We start from the raw sequence: 20,001 nt of genomic DNA on the forward strand, positions 1-20,001 counted from the left end.
TTCATACTACCCGCTATCACCTATCTTTCTTATTATTATTCTACTTTCTCTGTTCACTTAATTCTTTTGTCAATTCTTCTACTTTTTTCTCTAATCTACTATTCTCGTCCTCTAACTCTTTTATCCTCTTTTTCAGCTTTAAATTCATGCTTTTTAAATTAACATTCTTTTCTTCCAGCGCTCTATCAAATATTACTTTCTTCGGATTGTAACATTCCCCTTGTTGAAGCTGTGCGTCATCTAATGCCTTTCTGACTTCCGGATTTCTGTAAAAAAAACTTTTTGCAAATCCAGTTCTTTTAGCCAGTGCTGTTACCGAAATACGTTCTTTTCTTTCAATCGTTTCCCCAATCTCTCTTATAGCAATATCTGCTTTCTGCTTGCTTTTAGCCTGATTCATCGCAACTATTTTATCGTATTTCATATCCTATCTATTCCCTTTCATTTACAATCGTTTCAGCAGAGAGACTTCTTTTCTTCCGATCTGTTTCTGAAGTTTCTCTATCTGCTGACGAAGTTGTTCATTGTTCTTAGAAAGTTCCTCATTCTGTGTTGCTAATTCCTCATTTTTAGTTTTGACTCTTAATAATTCGATTCTCAGATCAACCATTGTATCTTCAAGTTCTCTATCCATTATAACTGGATGCCGATTCTTGAACATTGCTTCTTGCCTATGAATCGCATCATCCAGCTTACGCCTAACTATAGGATTTTTATAAAAGAATCCTCTGGAGAGCCCCGTCCTTCTTACTAACTCTGCAACCGTGATCCTTTCCATACTTTCAAGCATACCAGAGATGGCTTTTTGGGCAATGTCCATCTTTCTTTGGCTCTCTGCCTGTGTAATCTCTATCATTTTATCATATTTCATAATCATCCCATCCATCTATGATATCTAATAGAATTCTGTCCATTTTTTCTCTTGCGCCTCTTGTCTCATCAGCCATCAGTTTATTTCCGATTTTCCGGTAATAATGCACGGATAGTGTTGTGGTATGCCCTAGAAGCTTTGCTATCATCCAGTCATCCACATGCATTTCTGTTAATTTCTTTCCATAGCAGTGCCGGAATATATGTGTTCCAAATCGTAGCAGCTCGCCGTTATCATCCCGGATATCTTCCTGGCGTATCATCTTCATAATCTGATTTTGGATCATGCTATACTGATAAGGTTTCGTTGGCTCATCCTTTTTCACAAAGATGTAGGTTGTTTCTCCATACCGCTCCTTCGTATAATCAATCGCTTTCATGATAAGCCTTGCCACCTCTTCACTAATAGCTTTTTCATATGTTATAGATTTTACCTGATCGATTCTGATAAAATATCGTCCTTCCCTCATGCTCAAACAATCTGGCTTTAAGGTTAAAGTATCCGATATTCGGGTTCCCAATAATTGGTGGATAATCAACGCCCTGCATATCTGTTCATCCATCTTGAAAATGTGTTCGTTTAATCTCTTGATTTCCGCATCTGTATAAAATCTAAATAGATGCCTTGGTGTACTTGGGAAATCATTACTTAAAAATAATTCACTCATGCTCTGCCGTTCATAGAGATTCCCAACATCCTCTATTAATCTCCGCAGTGCGTAAAGATCTGATCTGTAATTTTTCCGCTCATGCGCTTCCGTCTGCAAATATATCAGGTACTGTTCTATGTGAAGCCGTTCCAGCTCCTGTAAAGATTTAATATCCGGGCATCGTTTTTCCAGAAACTTGGCAAACCGCTTGATGGCTGTCATCTCACTTTGAATAGTCCCTAATGGGGAATATTTCAGATGCATGAAAACCGCTTTTTTTACTTCCTCCCGGATGTCTGGCTGCGTGATCTTCGTAAAGTTGATTGTTTCCATATTCAGGATTGGGTTCGACTGGATCGGGAAGTCAAAATTCTTTAAGTTCCAGATATCCTTTTCCTGCTCATCCCGATCATCGTCCTCTTGCGCAAACTTCAAGATCTTCTTCATGTGTTTTACAATACCGGGAGTCTCAATTCCAATCTTGTCATATAATGCCCGGTATTTTTTGCTCGTTAAGGCATATCCCTTTTCCATCATCCAGCCTTTTAGCGTGAGGAGTATTTTTTCTTCATCTTTTGCATCCAGTCTGCGTATATTCCGGTCAATCAGAAAATCACGGATATTATTGTAATAAAGGATCTCACTTGTCATGCTGGAGGGAGAAAGTTTCTTTCCCCTATCCCATATAAATTCCTCTAGCAGCCTGCCGATGTCCTCCGCAGGAAGCCCTTCCAAATCAAAATATCGATCTGGACGGATATGCATTTTTTCAATTTGTTCCTCAGATGCCTGCTTGTAGCAGTCCAACTCATACACATAAATTCTTTTCTTCATTTTTTATCACCACGCTTCTTGACCGTGATCGCTGAAGCCAAGTCATTCCCCTGCTTCTTAAAATAGGCATCACTCGCTTTTGCAATCCTTCTTGGCATAAAGTCTACATACTGCTTCGTCATATCCTCTGAGAAGTGTCCGAGATAATCCCGAATCGTCTGTATGGAAACGCCGTCATCATAAAACCGGGTAGCCAGCGTATGCCTGTAATCATGGCTTTTAAAAATATATTCTCCATCTGCAATCTGGTTCCTAATGCAATGCTGTTGGAATTCCTTCCGGAATGTCCCTACCCGGTATGCTCCGCCATTTTTCCCTTTAAATATATAATCTTTGGGCCGGATATGATTTTTCTCTACATATTTCCTCATCACTTTATATAACACAAGCGGAATCGGAATCATTTTGTCTGCTTTCATCTTAATCTGATAAACTTTCAGCCATGCATCTTCTCCATCCCAATAGTAGGCATCTCCTTTTAATGTGCATACCTCGCTGATTCTAAGTCCAGTACACCACAGATGTAAAAATATCAACCTGGGAACCTGCGGAAATAAGTGGAGCTTATACAGAATCTCCATATAAACTTCTTCCTCCACTGTTCTGTCATGATGCTCTGGGTATGCCTTTTTCAGATAATACTCCGGTTGGAATGGGATTTCTTTGATATATCCCCGCACATTCAAAAACTGATAAAACTTCAGATAACACACAATTCTTTTATTAAATGTGTCATCCTTTGTATCCTTTTCTTCCAGTTCCCTGAAATAGCCATCCAGCTGATTTTCATCCACCTGACAGATGGATATTTCGTCATTAAAATATTCCAGCAGTTTCTTAACCTCATATAACTGCGACCGAATATTAGCTATAGTAAGCCCTCCGATTCCAACATGATATTTTGCATATTCCTGCAAAAGTTCCCGATTCTTCTTATTTGTAACTTCTATAAAGCTCAATCTCTGCACCGGACTACTCGGATTAAGTCTGTCCTCCGCTAAGTGGAACCGCTCCATATACCACACATTTGCTTGCCAGTGAATCTCCGGCGCGGTCAAAAATAAAATTTTCCGGCTGTTATCTATGATCTGCATGGAATTCTTTACATTGACCACTTTCCCTTCCACAATCTTTTCAAATTGGTGGATCTGACGAAGTTCCAAGCACTCCAAATCTTCGATGCCATCATCCACACAGAAATCATACAGCCAGTGCAGGGGCAATAAGAAGCGCACCCTTCTTTCCTTGGGATCGTTCCGGTATAGGTTTTCCAGTATGTAATTTAATAGCTGGAACACCTGCCTTTTTAATTTCTCAGGCGCTCTCCTGGCAAAATCCCATACCAGTTCCTGTTTATCCTGAACATATTCAAAATCCTTGACCAGTTCCGGATCTGACAGATAGGGCAGGAAAATAATCTGTGCTTTGTACTGCATCCGATGTTTTACCATGCCTGGCAGGCTCCTCATTTCACTCCGTATGCTGTACTGCTTTATACGGTCGAACACCTTCAGATATTTCAGGACATTTTTACTGTGTTTCTCCTGCTGTAGTTCCGCTTCATATCGACTCCGAGTATTATAATCAATATCCTTGATATGGTGGATTCCCTGTCGGATAAGAAACCTCTGAACGTTCCCTTTCAATGCCTCATCCGGTACCTGACATTCCTTAATCTCTGAGAGGAGCTCCCCATATTCGATTTCTATCCAATACTTCTGAATCCTCCGCAAGGCGGATGACCGATCAATAGCGCGCTGTCTTGTATATCGGCAGCTGTCCATCAGAAATTTTTTGTATTCCCTGAAATCAGTTTCCTCTATCAGCGTGACATCATAAATGTCCTTTTGTATCAGATAGCTCTCTGCTTCTTCCCACAATTCCCTCTGCAATATTCCGCCTGACATAAGCTGCCTATGCAGATGCCGTATATCCTCCTGCCGTTCAGCTTGCAGCAATCTAATTGCAGACACTTGACCGCCTCCTTCCTATAACAGATCCTGAATGCCATACATAGCCTGATGTTTATTGTAGAATTCATCACTGACCTGTATCAGTTCCTCATCTGTTATATTCAGATACTTCATGGTCGTCTCGATATTCCGATGTCCGAGTGCCTGACTGATAAGTTCCAGCTTCCAGCCATCCTTCCGTCTTGCATTTGCAAAATAATGCCTTAACCTATGCGGGGATGCTTTGATGCCAGTCTTACTCTCCAGCCTCCGGAGCATGGCATATACACCGCTTACCTTGAATGGCTTTCCAACATAGTCACCGGAAATATTAATGAATAGGTACTCCTGCTTCATAATCAGTTCCTTGTAGTCTTCGATGTAAAACATTAAGATATCAAATGTCGCATCGCTGACCTTTGCCCTGCGGAACTCCGCATTCTTTGCCCTTGCACCGTTTTCATTATCTTCCCGAAAATTCACATAGATCATGTGGTTTTTATAATCAATGTCCTCCATATACCGTACTCCCAAGAGTTCCCCGATACGGAATCCTGTCTCAGCCAATAATAAAAGCAGAACCTGATCGCGGCAGTTTGCGCATTCCTGCAGCAAACTTACGATCTTGTCCTGCTCAATGGTTTTTCCCTGATGTCCTTTTTCTTTCAGATAGCCGTGAAAACTCTTCCGATTCAGCACCCTTCTGACACCTATCGAGTTTCGCACAATCGTCTGTGCGTCCGATAACACTTTCAGGCTCTCTGACTGGCCGTTTTCCCGTTCCATAAAAGTATAGAACCGGAACACTTCTTTCAGATATGCATTGCAAGTCTCATTATTGGGGAGTTTTGAATATTCCTCCCTGCTATGCTCACCTGCTTTTAACCATATCAGAAAGTCTGTAAAATGTTCATGCTGTTCAGCATATTTCATTTGATATATATCGTCCAGATGCAATTGGTTTTCATCCATATAATTCAAATAATAGGATAATGCAAATGCACTTCTCCGGATCGTATTCGGTGATATCTTCGACCGTTTCTTATGCATCAGATATTTGGAAGGTAAAAGTACAATATCCATGCTTTCCTTCTCTCGGATAAAATAGAATTTTTCCTGTTTTTCAGTCTGCATACCTACTACATATTGTGCCATTTTACTCACTTCCTCTCTTTCTAACGCTATACACAGTATACCCACTTCATGCGAATAAAGCTATCACAAATCCCACCAATCCGGCGAAAAACGCCCGAAAAACTCCAACAAACTTTCGGCTCCAAAGCGTCCTGTTTTTTAAGCAGAACCAACAATGCCGGAAACTGTTTCTACATATAATATTCTTCCCGTTTTTGTCTGCGGATAAAGGCTTCCACATCCTCAATAGACTCCGCCATCTGGCAGGCCGGAAGCGCGCACAGCACATCCTCATGGTACCGACCTCCGGCCACTGCCCGGTGGTCCAGGATGGACACCACGCAGGTGTCGCTCTCTGTCCGGATCGCCCGTCCAAATCCCTGCCGCAGCTTCTTCTGCATATCCGGCACAATGATGTCTCGGATGTAATCTGTCAAAGTCGCATACCGTTCTTTCTCCGCTTCACTAAGCGGGTCCGGCACAGCAAAGGGGAGCCTTACAATGATCAGCGAGGACACGATATCACCGGGGAAGTCCACACCCTCCCAACAGGAACCTGCTGCGAACAGCACCGCATTTTCCAGTGTCTTGAACCGCATGATCTCCTCCTGGGCGTTGCGCCACACCTCCACCATGGGAAAGGGCAGGCTGTCCCGGAGGATCTGGTAAACGCTGCCCATCAAAGAGTAAGAGGTGAACAGCACCAGCGTATGCCCGTAGGTCGAACAGATCAGCCGCTGGATATGCTTTGCCAGCATGGCCGCTTCCTCACGGCTGCCATGCTTCGTCCGTTGCAGAGTCTGCGGCAGATACAGCAGACAGTTCTTGTCGTATGCAAAAGGGGATTTCGCCACATATTCAAACACCCGCTTTTCTTTCCCCAGCCCGGTCTCCTGCCGGGTGCGGGAAAATCCGTTCCCGGCCTTTAAGGTGCCGCTGGTCAGGATGGCGGGAAAGCCCTGGCTCCAGAGCGTCCCGGACAAAAGTTCCGGGATCTTCCGGCTTGTGGCGCACAACTGGGGCAGGTTTCCTTTTTCATGTTCCAGATGCAGGATGTACCGATTGTTTTGAGACAGGAACAGGTTGAGGACTTCTTCTGCTTCTTCCAGCCGGTTCTTTATCCATTTCGGGGTAATACTTTTCAGTGTTACTTTCAGCTCCCCAATCAATCCTTTTCCTTCCACCAACACAATAGCGCATTCCTCCGTCAGACGGAAAGCCGAGTCCAACCCCCGGCTGGTCATATGGTTCTCACCGATCACATGGAACAGGTTATGGAACACTCCCTTCAGCCGCTTGGCTGCCATGGCCTGATGCTCCCTCTCTAAAAAATAGCAGATTTCCAGAACGTCCTCATAGCAGAGGGACTTCCCATACATCTGCCTTGCCGCCTCCGGCAGCTTATGGGCCTCGTCCACGATGAGCGCCCGGTAATCTGATAATAGTGGCTTATATTCCTTTGCCCGGTGGGAGGCATCCGCCAACAGATAATTGTGGTTGCAGATCTGGAAAAAGATATCCGTATCCCGCGCCTCTTTCAGATAAGTCTGGTACCGGCAGCTTGTCCTTCCCGGACACTCCTTCGGGCAGAACTTCGGGACACACACCAGCCTGCGGTCAAACCCGCTTAAGTTAGGAACCGCGTCCAGATCGTAAACCTGCCGCAGCGAGAACAGCGCTTTTTTCTGCGCTTCATTCTTTGGCTTCTCCCGAATTGCTGCCAGCCGCACTTCCAGACGGTTGTCGCAGACAAAATGCTCTTTGCCCTTGCGCACGATCGCTTTCAGTGGCGTTTCAATCATACCTGCCGCAAGGAACACCTCCGACAGAAAGGGGATGTATTCCTGGATGATTGCCTCCTGCAGCGCAATGCTGGAGGTGGAGATCACCACCGGGCGATTGTCGCACAAACGCCCGCCGCCCATGGCTGCCGCATACCTGCGCATCAGGACACAGGCCACCAGATAGGCGTAGGTCTTTCCGATTCCCACCCCGGCATCACACAGCGCGATCTTTCCTTCCAGCAGGGTATCCAGCATTTGATGGCTGAGTTTTACCTGTTCCTCTCTCACGCTTAGCCCCGCCTCCGGGAGCAGCTTTAGAAAAATCTCATCAATCTCTTTATGTGCTTTTCTCTGATATTGATTTTGGTAACACACTTTTATTACCTTCCTTTCACGCATGGCGTCAATACCAAAGAAAAACACACAGCTTTTTTAAACTGCGGCTGTGAGTTTCCCCACAGCCGCATATCTATCTGATATCAACGACACACTTCTATTGATTTCTTATAATTTGGTTCATTCATTTCCGGCGTCACATTTGACCTCGCACCCCTGCCGCCGCTGCCATGGCCGTCCATGGCTTTTTGGGAACACTACCGGCAGGCATCTGGCGGATGCCGTTCGCAGATGTTCTGAGGGTCTTGCTGATTACAACCCGGAGTCCATCCTCTGCTCGTTGGCAGAATGTCGTATCATTATCCCCCATGGATGCTCATGGCGGGGAGCCAGCCGCGGCTCCCTGTCAGGTCTGATTCATCGCTCGGAGAGAACCGAAACAGACACCGGGACTGATCCGGATACCCTTTCAGGTCTCCGGCCAGCCAGCAGTGTCCATCCCAGTCCCCTTGTCATGGCGCTCATCCTGCAACGCTACTATCCATGGGAACGTACCAGTAATGCTGGTATGAAGTTTTCAAGGTACAGTGAAAAGGGACAGTATCCCCCTTTCTACTTACTAGCCGGTGGGAAGCCCCGTTTTTATTCAGCTTTCAAAATTTTTTTATTTTTTCCCGCAGCCGTCTCAATTTCGTATACACCGTCTGCTCTGGCCTGCCTACACATACAGCAATCTCCTTTGGTGCATACCCCATCATCTTAAGGACAACGATCTGCAGCGTTTCCCGATCCGCTTCCAAAAGGATATGTAACAGCTTTTCATCGCTGATGGAGTTCAGCAATTCCTCCACGCTCCGGATCTCCGGTTCTGTGGCCTCCGATTCTGCCAGCAGGAGTTCCATGTAATCCAGCAGGGAAGTCTGATGCTCCTGAAAACGCCTGTCGGAATTAAAATCCGCCCAATCGCTTTCACGCAGTGCCTGTATGGCTGCCTCATCCATGCCAAGCTCCCGCAGCTTCTGTTCTTCCCGTTCTTTCCACTGTTTCCATTTCCATTCTTCTTTTGCTTTGTTATAAGCCATCCTTTCTTACCTCCGATTTGAATTTTTTAGAAATCAAATCGAAGTGATGGCGGTGACCGGCATCTTAATATCCCCTCGCAGGGACAGTTGAAACTGTATCTAAAGCCACCGGAATATCCGGCGCCTGCTCCTCCATAGGCCGGCAGTGCCCATAAAACAGCGAATGGCTCTGCCGCAAATCTTATTTCCCGGATTTTCAAAGGCCGGGACTCCCCTCAACAACTTCAATAAAATACCTCTTGCGAGGGCAGCTATATGTAAGATGCAAGACACCAATATCCGCTAAAAATCGACAAAGAAAAGTGCCAGGGAGCTTCTGGTGCTTCCTGGCACTTTTCTTTGATATGGAGATATGTGAGTTATTGTAGTGATTTAATATGCAGTTTAGTGCGTGTTCAAAAGCATAAAACACCACCGCGCGGGCCGGGATTTTTTTCGGTAATCACCCGGCAGGAACCGATCCCTTTCCAAAAAACTAAAGACCATCCGTGATCCCTCCTGGCGGCTGGTCACAGATGGTACGCGAATAAGCCCTGCTGCGAGAAGCCGTTTTTTTTATTGGCTTCCCGACAGGGCTGCATATATTTCTACAAAATCGGCATTATAACACCTATTCTGCACATACTTTAAGGGAATGTGTTTTCCCTTACCGGTACGGTAGAATATATTTGAGGTGAGCCATTATGCCGAAAGACAATCTATTGTTTTTGGGAAGCCGCATCCGAACCATGCGGAAGAAATGCGGCCTTACCCAGCAGGCGCTGGCTGATCAGTGTGGCTTGGCGGTTAAGACCGTTCAGGACATTGAAAAAGGACGTAAGAATCCTTCTTACGAGACTTTATCCCTGTTGATCGAACGCCTGGGAATCTCCCCTGATTCCCTTTTTCCAGCCAAGGCCACCCCGGAAGACGAGTTGACACAGCACGTCATGGGAAAGCTCCGTTTGTGCAGTGAGGAAAATCAGCGATTCCTGCTACGCACAATGGACTTCTTAGCAGAGGAGCTGCTAACCAGCCAGCCAAAAACGGAACCTGATGGTTCTAAGTGAAACCAGTAGGACAAGAATTCCTTGTTTCTGCTGGTTTCTCTTATTTTCCATCAGGAACGTTTACTATTCTACACTACCGATTTCTGGATGAGTTCTGAACCGTTTCTGGTTTTTATCATTTTTCAAAAATCGTTCGACAAAATATGACAAAAACAAACAGAGCCGACAACCTGAGAGTGTGATCACCTCCCAATAGGTTATCGGCTCTGCGTCTAAGCGTCTGGCTCTTTGATAACTGACATATTCATTTGTCGTACATTGATTAACATTTCCTGTTTACACTTGGGACAGTACAAAGGGAATTTTTCAAGTACCGTATCTTGCCGTATCTTCAACCTCGTTTTATTGCCACATGATGGGCATAAGATCCATTCTGCTTTTTGCAACAGACCTTCCTCCGTTTCTCCTTCAACTCAATTTGTGCATTTTTTCTTATAATGGTTCATAAATACCGTTATGTACTTTTAGAAGCCCATATTTTACAGCATAAATTCCCAAACTTACAGCAGCTACTATTCAGAATTCACTAGGATACAAGGAAGAGAACAGCCAGACACTGTGTCTGGCTGCCCTTCTAGTAAATTCTTAATTATCAGAAACGATAGGAGTAACGACTGGTTTACCGTCTTTATCCACCAAAACAGTCATCCCGCAGCCCGCCGTCATAGAAGATGAGGCTAATAAATAATTGACGCCCGTCTTTGTATCAACGATAATCTTCCGAACATTCGTTGTCCCCTGTGAATAACTTTCTATAAAGCGATCTTTAGACATTACTTAATGCTCCTTTCCCAAACAGTTCATGCGCCTATATTTTTTCCTGTTTGTTTTCAAAATAAGATCCCCACCTCATTATATTAGACCTTAGAACCTTATTCTCCGATTACTTTGTCAAAAAGTGTTCCTTTTGCTGACACGAAGGCAATCCAATAAACAACTGCCATAAGCACAAGAACCTCTATTGGAGAATAAGACAACGCAATTTCCAGCAACTTGAATTGTACACTAAGCTGTGCAAGAGCAAATGCAATAATAACAGCAAAAGCAAGTACAAAGGAAATTGCAAATGTTTTGCGTGCCTTTGATGGATTTTTCTTCAAAAGCAAATAAGAAGAAACTATCGTGGCAAGAATTATGATACTCTCGATAACCGTTCCGACCATATTATCACCTCCTTCTCGACACCGCCATTATAATTTATTTCTTTTATGATGTCAACTATTTCATACTTTTTGATAAAATAATTTAGGTCAGTCCTGCCATTAACAGGTCTGACCTATCTATTTGCTATCGAATTATTCTTAAAATAGCAATTGCAATCAACTCTACCATTTCAAAAATTAAGAAAACAAGACAGATTGCGCTTGTAAAAATTTTTATGTCACTCATAACTGTGTATGTAAACAATCCTACAAGATTAAGGGATATTAATAAACCAATTGCCGAATACATGCTTGCCGTTCCTATGATTGCTCTTCCTCGCTCATCCCGTCCCTCTTTAGAAAAGAAGTAAATGCAGAATATAATAAATAAAATTACCGACAAAACCTTGCAGCCAATCACAAATTCCATAGTATTAAGTAAGTTATATATTGCGTTATAAACAGCACTCTCCATTTTATTGTCCCTCCAAAAATCAAATAAATCCTCAATCGTTACATCAAACACCTTTGCAATGCTGTATGCCAACAGCATTGACGGATTATAACGATTTCTCTCAAGCTGCATAATCGTCTGTCTTGAGACACCAACCAAATCGGCAAGTTCCTGCTGCGTCATACGCTTAGTGTCACGATATATGTGAATTTTGATAAGTGAGTTTATTCAATTTTTCTTAAAATCAACATAGCAACGATTTCGACTATTATCACGGTATCATAAAACCACTGAATTGCGTTTCCTACAAAAAGATAGTGTACTTCATGGGTATCTACCACATATCCTAAAATTTTTGCTAAAAGATTTACCACTAATATAAAGTAAATAAAAGAAATGATGCTGGCTTTACCTATAATTTTCCAGCCTCGTTCATCTCGATTTTTCTTTCGGGCAAACATGATAAGTAATATAAGGGTAAGAGGAAGACCCGCCCAGGCCCCCACGATGAAAAGCATTTTATTATTGAACAAGTTCCAGACAAACTCATAAAATGTCTGCATAGCTATTCCTCCTTGAAATCGAATAAATCTTCAATTGTAACATCAAATACCTTTGCGATACTGTATGCCAACAACATAGACGGATTATAGCGGTTTCGTTCAAGTTGCATAATGGTTTGCCGTGATACACCCACCAAATCGGCAAGCTCCTGCTGTGTCATACGCTTAGTTGCTCGATATATATGGATCTTGCTATCAAATGTGTATTTACTCTTTCCCACCTGCTCACCGCCTTCCCAAAATTTCTGTCTTTCAGTATAACATATTTCTTACATATAGTAAAATATAAATTAAAAAAGAACAGGAAGCATTGCCCCCAAAAGGCTACTACTTCCTGTCTATTCTCCCACACCCACAAACCGATACCCGCTCCCAACCACCGTTTCTATGTACCCATCTCCGATCTTCCGTCTGAGGGAATACACCACATTCGCCACCGCCGCCCCGCAATGCTCCGGGTCCGTTTTCCAGACCGCTTCGTATATCTGCTCTTTCGAAAGAACCCAGGACGAGTGTTGGGCTAGATAGAGTAAGGTAAAGAACTCATGGTAGGTGAGAGAGGCGGGACTACCATTGTGGTAGACGATCTGTTCGTTGATGTGGATTTCCAGATTGGGGAATATGAGGATATCGGAACTATGGGTGGCTTCCTGGGATTCCGCACCTGGTAACGAAACCAGGACGGTTTCTGAAACGCTCCCGGAGGGAGCAATCTTCCTCATTACAATTTCTATCGTTCCAACCAATATCACCACCCACCATTTTAATACTCAATAACCAATGTCTCCTGTCTGCCGTCCGAATAGCAATATAAAAATACTGCTTCCGTGTCTTTGCAGGCAATCCAGAAATGCTCTGTACAGTCTAATTCAAGCCATCTTCCTTTTTTCTCAATCAACCGTATTTCTTCAAAGCACTCCCTGCTCTCCACATTCATCTGCTCTAACTGGTTTTTTAAAATATGGAATAACTCTGTTTTTCTGATCGGATTTTTGCAGATATAGTCAAAAGCAAAATAAGGGTTTTCACGATTGCTGTTAATGACATTCAGAATGTACTGTTGATAGCTTTCTGGCATCAAACGCTCTACATCTACTGTTATTTCCTGTTTCTCACTTTTTTCCACATCCCTGATCAACGAGAGCAGAATCGCTGGAGAAATGATAATGAACTCCCCGGTTCCTGAAAATTTTATTTTATATCTTTTCAAATCAATGCTTCTCTCTAATCCTGACCTTTCCTTAATCGTTCCACAATACTTTCCTTTGCGATCTTTTCATATACCAGGTTCGGTACAAGGATACAGATCGTTACCATTACCGCCAGAAGCCCCAATATCTGCAAAATTGGAATTCCAAATGCTGCAAAATACAGGACATTCTTCACTAATTGCATTGCTGCAAAGGAGATAAGAACTCCCAGACTGCACAACAATGCCATTGTTATTACGCTGTAATAGAGACCCTCTAATGTCAAAACAGTTTTTATCTGCGTCCTCGTCATTCCGATACTCTCTAATGCTGCCAGTTCCTTCTGCCTGGAATAGATGCTTGTAAAAATAACATTGATAAAATTAAGCAGCCCCATTCCGATTAAGAATACAGCAAATGTTTTTCCAACAGCTTGTATCGTACCGATTCCGTTATCCACCGATGCTTTCATTTCCAACTGAGAGTCTATGGTGACGGCATCTGTGTCGGCAAACAGGTCTGCTAATTGATTACTGATTTCCCCATCCATCCTGTCATCCGATTCAATCCGTACAGTCTGCACTCTCGGATTTTCCGCAAGTCTTTCGATGCCAGAAACAGAAGTATAAAAGGACGTAGCGTTATCTCCATTTACAAATCCATATCCTGCTGGTGATTTGCTATAGCTCCCTTCTTCTGAAAATACTGGAAGAATCCCTAAAATCTCGTACTGCACAGACTCTTTTGTATTCAAACGGTCTGTTACACTTATCTCTGTTCCTGAAACCTTCTGAAAATCACACATTCCGCTATCGACCAAAAAAATACCAGTTCCAGTTTGCAATCTTTCCTGAATCTCATCTTTGCTTAAGGTGCTTTCATAAGAGAAATCCATCAACCTTTCTATCGGAAGACCGATTGCCGTTGCCTGAAAGTCCTCGGATACTACTTCTTCTGTTGTCCCTCTGTACATAGACTGCTCTGTTATATATGGATCAAGCGTTTTATCCGCGCCTAAAAACAATGCAGGTTCTACATAATCAGCAAAAACCTCCTGCACGCCTTCCATATTCCTGATTTCTTCTATTATTTCTTCATTAAATAGATTTTCAATCGTGCTGACATCATCCGTTTGAAAACTCAAATTTGTAAGAATAAAATTGTCCGGCTGCTCCCTCCGGTATTTTTCTGAATAATCTACTCCATAAGTGCAGGCGCTTACCACCAGATAAATTAAAAGTCCAAAGAAGAGAGAAGCAAAAGTAACAATCGCGCGTTTCTTGCTGCGGAATACGTTTCGATAAGCCATACGATAAAGTTTTCCACCGCCACTGCTGTGATGCTCTTTTACCTTATCTGTTCCGTCTACAAACTTCAATGCTTCAACTGGAGAAACCTTTGCAGCCATCCTTGATGGTTTTCTGCAGCTGACACTTACTGTAAAATAGGCAAAAACAGCGGTAAAAATATAAATAAGCGGAGAAATTTTCACTTCAAAGCCAAGCGCATCTCCGTATCCGTTTCCTTCCATGATTCCCTGCAAAAAACCGGGTATCACAATAACAGCAAAAACGGTGCCAACGGCCATCCCCAAGGGGATTCCAATCAATGCTACAAGATTCGCCTGTTTCCTGACAATGCCCCGGAGTTGTTTTGTAGTTGCTCCCAAAGTTTTTAACTGCCCATACATATGCATCTCCTGTAATACAGAAATGTTCACGACATTATAGATCAGGAGATAACCACTAATCATAATCAAAATGATGCAGGCGATCGGAAGCATTGCTACGGAAAGAGATCTTGCCAGATCTTTTGTCATGCCGATAACCGTAACCCCTTGCTTTCCGATTGTCTGATACATGAGTTCCAATGCTTCGTTTGCATCCAGCCTGTCATCAATCAGCCAACTCGCCATAAAGCCTTCACTTGACCCATAGGTTTCCGCAAATTCCCCGGATACCACAATATTTCCTGCTGCCCTCTGACTGCTTCCCTGATTAAAGTAAAACTGGTTTGCTGACATAGTATTTCCGCTGTTCGGAGTAGAACCGGGCGTATAAATATAATCTTTATAATAGCCAGTAAGAATAAAATCCTGCTCCGTTGTTTCACCAGCCAATGTTGTAAAACGAATTGGGATGGTCATTCCAATCTCAGCCTGATCGATTCCCAATTTATCCAGTGTCCACTCCGACAGCATGACTTCATTCTCATCTTGCGGATAACTGCCTGTCACATTCGATACTGTAGGCAGAATATGCTTTTCCCATTCTGTCTGATCATAGGCAGTCATAACCACTTGATGTTTGTTTGCAATCTCCTCATCAACATCTACAACTGCCACAAATTGCTGCCATCCCATTTCACTAACTTCTTCCAGGTCTGATATTTTTTCCATATCTTCGGAAATTGCACCCATTAAAAATGCATTTGCTGTACTTCCTCTCATCCTCAAATCTGCCTGCTGCATATTTTCTGCCACACTGATACCTGCGCCGAACATAACCGTCATCAGAACGGCAACCAACATAACAGCCAATACCAGCACAAGGGTATGGGTACGATTTTTCCTGATGTTTCTCCATACCAGACGCTCTATGGCTTTTTTCTGCACTTGCTTCTTTGTCTGCATGATTCAACCTCCTATGCAATGATCTTTCCATCACCAATCCGGATCATGCGGTCTGCCTTTTCTGCAATATGCGGATCATGTGTGATCATAACAATCGTCTGATGGTACTTTTTGCTGGTCATCTGCAATAACCGCAGCACTTCCTCACTGGTTTCTGAATCAAGGTTGCCTGTCGGTTCATCTGCGAGGATGATGGATGGCTTACTGGCCAGCGCTCTTGCAATCGCCACTCTCTGCTGCTGTCCGCCGGAAAGCTGCGATGGCATTTTATACATTTTTTCTTTCAGGCCGAGCAGTTCAACGATCTCTTTTACAAATTGCTGATCCGGTTCTTTTCCATCCAATTCAATCGGCAGCGTAATATTCTCCAATACATTCAGCACCGGAATCAGGTTATAATTCTGAAAGATGAACCCGATATTTTTTCTGCGAAATACGGTCAACTCATCTGGAGACATATGATCAATTTCCTGTCCGTCAATCACCACCGCTCCGGATGTTGGTATGTCCAAGCCGCCAATCATGTTTAAAAGTGTAGATTTTCCACTTCCGCTTGCCCCAATAATAGCAACAAATTCTCCCTGCTCGACATCCAGACTTACTCCGTCCAACGCCTTTGTGAGATTATCTTCTTGCCCATAATATTTTTTTAGCTCTCTTGCCGCTAAAATACTCATATGATCTTCCTCCTAATTTCTTTTGGTAGTGCAAATAAACCTTCGCAAATATAGCTTTTTAGTTCTGACACTTCCAGTATATTTTCTTTTCAGAGAATCTCAATATTGGGCGCGTTTCTTGACCTCCACAATGCGTAAATTGACTGTGCAGCAAAAGAAAAGCCATACACAGCTCCATTCAAACCGTGTACAGCTTATCTATAATTTCACTATTCTATTGTTATTATGGCAAGGGTATCAGGATAGACAATGAATATACCCCCTGCTCAAAGGTCCACTTACAATGTCCATGATATTTTTCAACCGCCCGCTGGATATTCTTTTTACCAAATCCGTGCATGAAATCATCCTCTTTTGCCGTATGGCCTGTTTCATTATTTTCCTCTGCACTATTATCTAGCTGAATAAGCAAAAACTGATTCTTGATGCCAGCTTTCACTGTGATAAATCTCTCATCTTCGGCTAATTTTTCGCAGGCTTCTATCGCATTGTCCAGGGCATTTCCAAAAATGGTGCTGATATCCAATCCATCGATAAAATCCCCCTCCGAAAAGTCGATTTCTGCATGAAAATCTATTTTACATTCATTTGCTGCCTGCATTTTATCCCTTAAAATAATATCAAGAAATGCATTATTCGTCTGATAGTAAGTCTCGTAACTTGAAATCTGTTTTTGTAGAGATCCGATCATTTCCTGAGAACCAGACGAATTTGTAGGTTCAGCTTGGAGCACCAACAGATGGTTTTTCATATCATGATAAATCGCTCGTACCCGTTCTTCCTCTTTTTGCTTCTCCTTATAAAACTCATACTGTGCCTGCAATTTCTGAATCTGTTGTTTTTCATTTTGGCTTTGCAGACGAATCTGAATACTATTCCTCAAGTAAGCCCATAAAACAAAAAAGCCGAACAACAATAAAATCATTGCTATGAGCTGCCATATGGCAAATGTCAGACCAATCGCATCTTTATATGACATGGTTGCGGCTTCCGAGATCAAACACGCCACCATAACTGCTGCAACAAGTATTTCTTCCTTCCATGATAAATCATCTCTGATTTTCATTAGGATTTTTCCAATTAAAATAAGCATAGAAAACGAGATTATATGATTAAAAATATATGCGTACCATTCGTTAATCATATTGGTATTTCCTATGCCAATGGAAAATACAATCATCAACATCTCCGAAGCCCCGACACAATTTGTCACAATCGCATAAGTGATAATTCCGGTAATTAATTTTGTCCGATAAAAAACGGAACAGACCACTGCCCACAAGACCATACTGATTGTTACTTTTATCGGTAGATTAACGGATATAAAAGTCTGAATTTCTATTATCAGAACATAGATCAAGAGCACTGCAAGGTCTGCACTTCTCTTCGTTTTTCGTTTTAGAAAAAAGTGAGTGATATAACATAGCATAATGACTTCGACAACCGAAAAACCAATGTCTAAAGCAATCATTCCTGCACTCATTTCCCAATCACCTCCTTGCAGGAATCAATATATCTAAAACAAAGATTCCGCTCTCGCTCTGGTAATGACATTCCCCATCATATTTATTTACCGCATTTCTGATATTCTCCAAACCATAACCATGCCAAAAAATATCTTCTTTTGTTGTTCCTTCCACCACACTGTCCTCTGTGGACACATTTTCTATTCTAATTATGAGAAAATCATTCTTCTTCCTCACTTTGACCGTAATAAACCTTGCATTTTCAGCTACTTTTTCGCAGGCTTCTATCGCATTGTCCAGGGCATTTCCAAAAATGGTGCTGATATCCAATCCATCGATAAAATCCCCCTCCGAAAAGTCGATTTCTGCATGAAAATCTATCTGTCTTTCACGCGCTTTTTTCATCTTATCTCTCAGAATCACATCAAGAAAAGCATTCCCTGTCTCATAATAATCTTCGTAATCTGAAATCTGATTCTGTAAAGATGTAATCATCGCCTCTGTCTCTTTCCGTTCCTTTTCATCTGCCTGTATCCCAGACAACCTGGATAACTGCGATTGTAAAATAAGCAGATGGTTTTTCATATCATGGTATACCTGGCGTACCCGTTGTTCCTCGTTAAACCGCTCATTATAGTATTGATACTGCATTTATAATTCCTGAAGCTGGTGTTCTTCCCTTTGTTGTTTTAATCTGGTTGTAATGCTCTCGTTAAAATACAATATCAATAACAAAACTACTATCGCCAGAATAACAATTCCAGCAACCATTCCCATTTTATATAGAAATGTATGTCCCGCTGGATTCGCGGGTATGCCAATCAACAGCACCATTAAACCATAAAACATCAATGTCAGAACAGCCTTTTCACGCACTGTAATATCCTTTTGCAACCGGAGCAAAAATTGTCCGATCAGCAGAATCATAATACTGGTAAGAAGATGCGAAATAATATACCATTGCCATTGATGAAAAATAGACTGTAAACCTTCATAGCGAAATTCAGCCCTGAACAGTTCATATGTAGTACTTACAAGTGCTTCTACTCCTGCTTGCATAAATGCAAATGCACTAAATGCAAGAAGCATTTCTAAGAACTGAATCTTATCACTGTAAATAAAGATCCCGCTCACAGAACAACATAACATCAACAGCATTATTTTCAGTAATACATTGGAACCCGCAAAGGTTGCAATTTCTGCTGATGCAACAAATATGCACATCATCGCCATGTCCACTTTTATGGAAGCTTTCTTTTTTATGAATGCATGGACAAGATAGACAAACATTGCGCTTTCCCAGAATGTGCATACAATATCCAGCATTACCATTCCAAAATCTGTACTCACAATGTTCTCCCCCAGAATCCAGCTAATGCTTCCATAAATTCTTTCTTCTTAGGCTTACTAACATACACAACTTCTCCCGAAGTCAATTCCACATCCAGCTTCTCCACCCGCTTCACAAATGCCATGTTGACCAGAAATCCTGTATGGCAGCGGAAAAATCCATACGGTTCCAGTTCTTTCTCCAACTCTTTCATATTTTTATAACAAATAATGTCTTTTCCGTCCGTATGCAACAGAAGATTCCGCTTATATGTTTCCGCATAGTGGAGCGTAGTCAAATCAATTTTAAAGGAACCATTATCATTTCTCACAACAATGTATGGATTTTTCTTCCGGTACTTTTCCTTCCAGCGGTTCAGCTCCACTTTCAGCCGGATATATTTCATCGGCTTTACAATATAATTGACAGCCTGATACTTATATCCTTCCAGCGCATATTGCTTTAAAGAAGTTAAAAAGATAATACCAACATTCTCATCCTTTTTTCGAATCTGTTCGGCAGCTTTCAGTCCATCTACACCATTCATCTGAATATCCAAAAAAATCAAATCAATGGTTGTGTCGTATTCTTCAATCAGTTCCAGCCCATCGTAATAAACTGTTACCTTTATTTCTTCTCCAATCTCATCAGCATACTGGTTTAACATCGTTTTCAAATGCTGAACAAAATCCTGTGCATCATCGCATATCGCTATATGTAGCATCGTTGTCACCTCAAAGCATAAATATCCAGATAACATTATACCGTAACTCTGCATTTTTCTCAACAAAGAGTCCACGGCGGATTTACCTCAAATCCTCTTTTGCGAAAAGGCGGGGCTTCTTTTTCAGAAATT

22 protein-coding genes and 1 pseudogene are annotated in these 20,001 nt (G+C 42.3%); 2 read left to right on the forward strand and 21 right to left on the reverse strand.

Annotation, left to right across the window (positions count from 1 at the left end; translation table 11 throughout):
- Positions 1-40 precede the first annotated feature (40 nt).
- The 7 genes from KTB61_RS07835 to KTB61_RS07865 all read right to left on the reverse strand — a co-directional run bounded on the left by KTB61_RS07835 (position 41) and on the right by KTB61_RS07865 (position 8,642).
- Complete coding sequence (locus KTB61_RS07835; RefSeq protein ID WP_216697201.1) at positions 41-424, reverse strand: DUF6262 family protein; 384 nt, start codon at positions 422-424, stop codon at positions 41-43.
- Positions 425-445: 21 nt separating this feature from the next.
- Positions 446-871 (reverse strand): DUF6262 family protein, encoded by a 426-nt coding sequence (locus KTB61_RS07840; RefSeq protein ID WP_230973671.1) that lies wholly within the window; start codon positions 869-871, stop codon positions 446-448.
- The gene (locus KTB61_RS07845; protein ID WP_216697202.1) at positions 861-2,354 is read right to left on the reverse strand and encodes a tyrosine-type recombinase/integrase; all 1,494 of its coding nucleotides are present in this window, start codon (positions 2,352-2,354) and stop codon (positions 861-863) included. The genes KTB61_RS07840 and KTB61_RS07845 overlap by 11 nt, the downstream gene beginning before the upstream one ends.
- Positions 2,351-4,327, reverse strand: coding sequence for a tyrosine-type recombinase/integrase (locus KTB61_RS07850; RefSeq protein ID WP_216697203.1), 1,977 nt, complete (start codon positions 4,325-4,327; stop codon positions 2,351-2,353). Before KTB61_RS07850 ends, KTB61_RS07845 begins: the two co-directional genes overlap by 4 nt.
- 15 nt (positions 4,328-4,342) lie before the next feature.
- Positions 4,343-5,461: a tyrosine-type recombinase/integrase gene (locus KTB61_RS07855; RefSeq protein ID WP_216697204.1), complete on the reverse strand. Its 1,119-nt coding sequence runs from the start codon at positions 5,459-5,461 to the stop codon at positions 4,343-4,345.
- 170 nt (positions 5,462-5,631) lie between these two features.
- Positions 5,632-7,599 (reverse strand): ATP-dependent DNA helicase, encoded by a 1,968-nt coding sequence (locus KTB61_RS07860; protein WP_216697273.1) that lies wholly within the window; start codon positions 7,597-7,599, stop codon positions 5,632-5,634.
- A gap of 614 nt (positions 7,600-8,213) precedes the next feature.
- Positions 8,214-8,642, reverse strand: coding sequence for an RNA polymerase sigma factor (locus tag KTB61_RS07865; RefSeq protein WP_216697205.1), 429 nt, complete (start codon positions 8,640-8,642; stop codon positions 8,214-8,216).
- Between the two features lie 683 nt (positions 8,643-9,325).
- Here KTB61_RS07865 and KTB61_RS07870 point away from each other — a divergent pair.
- Positions 9,326-9,691 carry a helix-turn-helix domain-containing protein gene (locus KTB61_RS07870; protein WP_216697206.1) on the forward strand — a complete coding sequence of 122 codons (366 nt, stop codon included), beginning with the start codon at positions 9,326-9,328 and terminating at the stop codon, positions 9,689-9,691.
- Between the two features lie 212 nt (positions 9,692-9,903).
- Here the strand turns inward: KTB61_RS07870 and KTB61_RS07875 are convergent, their stop codons facing one another.
- From KTB61_RS07875 to KTB61_RS13350, 7 genes and pseudogenes are all read right to left on the reverse strand, one after another.
- Complete coding sequence (locus KTB61_RS07875; RefSeq protein ID WP_216697207.1) at positions 9,904-10,077, reverse strand: cysteine-rich KTR domain-containing protein; 174 nt, start codon at positions 10,075-10,077, stop codon at positions 9,904-9,906.
- A 199-nt stretch (positions 10,078-10,276) separates the two neighbouring features.
- A complete protein-coding gene (locus KTB61_RS07880; RefSeq protein ID WP_216697208.1) occupies positions 10,277-10,465 on the reverse strand; it encodes a DUF6440 family protein in 189 nt (62 codons plus the stop codon).
- A gap of 98 nt (positions 10,466-10,563) precedes the next feature.
- Entirely contained in the window at positions 10,564-10,854 is a 291-nt protein-coding gene (locus KTB61_RS07885; protein ID WP_216697209.1) for a hypothetical protein, read from the reverse strand.
- A 469-nt stretch (positions 10,855-11,323) separates the two neighbouring features.
- A pseudogene (locus KTB61_RS07890) lies at positions 11,324-11,515 on the reverse strand (helix-turn-helix transcriptional regulator); the annotation flags it as partial.
- Positions 11,512-11,850, reverse strand: a complete 339-nt coding sequence (locus KTB61_RS07895) for a hypothetical protein (protein ID WP_216697210.1) — start codon at positions 11,848-11,850, stop codon at positions 11,512-11,514. The gene KTB61_RS07895 and the pseudogene KTB61_RS07890, both read right to left, overlap by 4 nt.
- 2 nt (positions 11,851-11,852) lie before the next feature.
- Positions 11,853-12,071: a helix-turn-helix transcriptional regulator gene (locus tag KTB61_RS07900; protein ID WP_216697211.1), complete on the reverse strand. Its 219-nt coding sequence runs from the start codon at positions 12,069-12,071 to the stop codon at positions 11,853-11,855.
- Between the two features lie 117 nt (positions 12,072-12,188).
- Positions 12,189-12,455 carry a winged helix-turn-helix domain-containing protein gene (locus tag KTB61_RS13350; RefSeq protein WP_334300683.1) on the reverse strand — a complete coding sequence of 89 codons (267 nt, stop codon included), beginning with the start codon at positions 12,453-12,455 and terminating at the stop codon, positions 12,189-12,191.
- Between KTB61_RS13350 and KTB61_RS13135 the strand changes: the two genes are divergently transcribed.
- Positions 12,396-12,521, forward strand: a complete 126-nt coding sequence (locus KTB61_RS13135) for a hypothetical protein (RefSeq protein WP_269145777.1) — start codon at positions 12,396-12,398, stop codon at positions 12,519-12,521. The two genes, KTB61_RS13350 and KTB61_RS13135, sit on opposite strands and share 60 nt — an antisense overlap.
- Positions 12,522-12,613: 92 nt before the next feature.
- On the opposite strand, the gene KTB61_RS07910 is transcribed toward KTB61_RS13135, so the two are convergent.
- The 7 genes from KTB61_RS07910 to KTB61_RS07940 all read right to left on the reverse strand — a co-directional run bounded on the left by KTB61_RS07910 (position 12,614) and on the right by KTB61_RS07940 (position 19,869).
- Positions 12,614-13,060, reverse strand: a complete 447-nt coding sequence (locus KTB61_RS07910) for a hypothetical protein (RefSeq protein ID WP_216697212.1) — start codon at positions 13,058-13,060, stop codon at positions 12,614-12,616.
- Positions 13,061-13,074: 14 nt separating this feature from the next.
- Complete coding sequence (locus KTB61_RS07915; RefSeq protein ID WP_216697213.1) at positions 13,075-15,672, reverse strand: ABC transporter permease; 2,598 nt, start codon at positions 15,670-15,672, stop codon at positions 13,075-13,077.
- Positions 15,673-15,683: 11 nt separating this feature from the next.
- Positions 15,684-16,349: an ABC transporter ATP-binding protein gene (locus KTB61_RS07920; protein ID WP_216697214.1), complete on the reverse strand. Its 666-nt coding sequence runs from the start codon at positions 16,347-16,349 to the stop codon at positions 15,684-15,686.
- A 223-nt stretch (positions 16,350-16,572) separates the two neighbouring features.
- On the reverse strand, positions 16,573-17,832 hold the full coding sequence (locus KTB61_RS07925) for a sensor histidine kinase (RefSeq protein ID WP_216697215.1): 1,260 nt from the start codon (positions 17,830-17,832) through the stop codon (positions 16,573-16,575).
- A gap of 7 nt (positions 17,833-17,839) precedes the next feature.
- Positions 17,840-18,466: an ATP-binding protein gene (locus tag KTB61_RS07930; RefSeq protein ID WP_216697216.1), complete on the reverse strand. Its 627-nt coding sequence runs from the start codon at positions 18,464-18,466 to the stop codon at positions 17,840-17,842.
- The gene (locus KTB61_RS07935; RefSeq protein WP_216697217.1) at positions 18,467-19,165 is read right to left on the reverse strand and encodes a hypothetical protein; all 699 of its coding nucleotides are present in this window, start codon (positions 19,163-19,165) and stop codon (positions 18,467-18,469) included. It abuts the gene before it with no gap.
- Positions 19,162-19,869 (reverse strand): LytR/AlgR family response regulator transcription factor, encoded by a 708-nt coding sequence (locus KTB61_RS07940; RefSeq protein WP_216697218.1) that lies wholly within the window; start codon positions 19,867-19,869, stop codon positions 19,162-19,164. Before KTB61_RS07940 ends, KTB61_RS07935 begins: the two co-directional genes overlap by 4 nt.
- Positions 19,870-20,001 lie beyond the last annotated feature (132 nt).

Origin of the sequence: Anaerostipes faecalis (assembly GCF_018982945.1) — a bacterium.
GTDB lineage: Bacteria > Bacillota > Clostridia > Lachnospirales > Lachnospiraceae > Anaerostipes > Anaerostipes faecalis.